Annotated in this window: 3 protein-coding genes; all 3 read left to right on the forward strand. The window is 63.7% G+C overall.

Features of this window, described 5'->3' with window-relative positions:
• On the forward strand, positions 1–974 hold a 974-nt coding region (locus D769_RS20430), incomplete at its 5' end, for a dihydrolipoyllysine-residue acetyltransferase (protein ID WP_008648997.1).
• Positions 975–1,037: 63 nt separating this feature from the next.
• Positions 1,038–1,634 (forward strand): MFS transporter, encoded by a 597-nt coding sequence (locus tag D769_RS20435; protein ID WP_040011169.1) that lies wholly within the window; start codon positions 1,038–1,040, stop codon positions 1,632–1,634.
• Between the two features lie 39 nt (positions 1,635–1,673).
• Positions 1,674–1,969, forward strand: a 296-nt coding sequence (locus D769_RS20440) for a biotin/lipoyl-containing protein (protein WP_008649000.1), incomplete at its 3' end; no start/stop codon positions are given.

A 1,969-nucleotide genomic window follows, 5' to 3' on the forward strand; every position in this document is an offset into this window, starting at 1 on the left:
CACCTGTTGCCGCGCCGGCCGTCGCGCCTGCGGTGCAGGGTACGACCGGCAAGGCCGCTCACGCCAGCCCGTCCGTGCGCAAGTTCGCGCGCGAGCTGGGTGTCGACGTGTCGCGTGTGCCGGGCACCGCTCCCAAGGGCCGCATCACGCAGGAAGACGTGCAGAGCTACGTCAAGAGCGTCATGAGCGGCCAGGCTGCCGCGCCGTCCGCACCGGCTGCCGCCGCTGGCACCGGCGTGGGCCTGGACCTGCTGCCGTGGCCGAAGGTGGACTTCACGCGCTTCGGCGAAGTGGAGTCGAAGCCGCTGTCGCGCATCAAGAAGATCTCTGGCGCCAACCTGCATCGCAACTGGGTCATGATCCCTCACGTCACGAACTGTGACGAAGCGGACATCACCGAGCTCGAGGCATTCCGCGTGCAGCTCAACAAGGAAAACGAGAAGGCCGGCATCAAGGTCACGATGCTTGCGTTCATGATCAAGGCCACCGTTGCGGCGCTCAAGAAGTTCCCGAACTTCAATGCCTCGCTGGACGGCGACAACCTGGTGCTGAAGAAGTACTTCAACATCGGTTTCGCGGCCGACACCCCGAACGGTCTGGTTGTGCCGGTGATCAAGGACGCCGACAAGAAGGGCGTGCTCGAGATCAGCCAGGAAATGAGCGATCTGGCCAAGCTGGCGCGCGACGGCAAGCTGAAGCCTGACCAGATGCAAGGCGGCTGCTTCTCGATCTCGTCGCTCGGCGGCCTCGGTGGCACGTACTTCACGCCGATCATCAATGCGCCGGAAGTGGCCATTATGGGCGTGTGCAAGTCGTATATGAAGCCGGTGTGGGACGGCAAGCAATTCGCCCCGCGCCTGACGCTGCCGCTGTCGCTGTCGTGGGATCACCGCGTGATCGACGGCGCCGAGGCCGCGCGCTTCAACACGTACTTCGCGGCGCTGCTGGCGGATTTCCGCCGGATTCTGCTGTAAGCATCGGCAACGCCCGCCAGCGAACCTGGCGGGCGCGTCTGCATTGCATTCAAGGGGCGAGCCATGACTACCTGCGTTGTCGTCAGGAAAGGTGACGAGGTGGCGATCGGTGCCGATGCGCTGGTGACATTCGGCGATACGCGGCTGTCGCGCGCTTATGAGCGGAACCAGAAGGTGATTCCCGTAGGCGACAGTTTCGTCGGGCTGGCAGGCACCACCGCGCATTTCCCGGTCATGCGAAGCCTGCTGACGGGCATGGGCGAGGAATGCCGACTGCATACCCGCGACGATGTGTTCCGAACCTTCCTCAAGGTGCATGAAAAGCTCAAGAACGAGTATTTCATCAACACCAAGGAAGACGAGGACGACCCCTACGAGTCATCGCAGATCGTTTGCCTGATCGCCAATTCGGGCGGCATTTTCGGCGTCTATTCGTACCGCGAGGTGTTTTCGTTCGATCGCTTCTGGGGCATTGGCTCGGGTCGCAACTACGCGCTCGGCGCCATGCACGCGGTGTATGACCGCCCGGACCTCGATGCCGGGGCGATCGCGAGGATCGGCGTGGAAGCGGGTATCGAGTTCGACAAGAGTTCGGCGGCACCGATCGACGTGCATACGGTACGGCTGCAAGTGGCAACCAACAAAGACGGCGCGGCCTGATCCCAAGGCGGACAGGGTGCGCATCCCAGGAGGAAGAACATGAGTGTGATCGAAGTCAAGGTGCCGGATATCGGCGATTTCGACGCGGTGGAAGTGATCGAGGTGCTGGTCAAGGCCGGCGACACGGTCGAGGAAGAACAGTCGCTGATCGTGCTGGAGTCCGACAAGGCCAGCATGGAAGTGCCGTCGTCGGCCGCCGGCAAGGTCGTGGACGTCAAGGTCAAGGTGGGCGACAAGGTCGCCAAGGGCACGCTGATCTGCACCGTCGAAGGTGGCGCGGCGGCGGCTCCTGCCCCGACTCCGGCGGCAGCGCCCAAGCCCGCGGCTGCGGCTGC

The sequence above is a fragment of the Cupriavidus sp. HMR-1 genome (genome assembly GCF_000319775.1).
GTDB lineage: Bacteria > Pseudomonadota > Gammaproteobacteria > Burkholderiales > Burkholderiaceae > Cupriavidus > Cupriavidus metallidurans.

Bases quoted from the DNA above. Each gene is read 5' to 3' on its own strand.
- D769_RS20435 (WP_040011169.1), top strand. From the start codon at position 1,038: ATGACTACCTGCGTTGTCGTCAGGAAAGGTGACGAGGTGGCGATCGGT.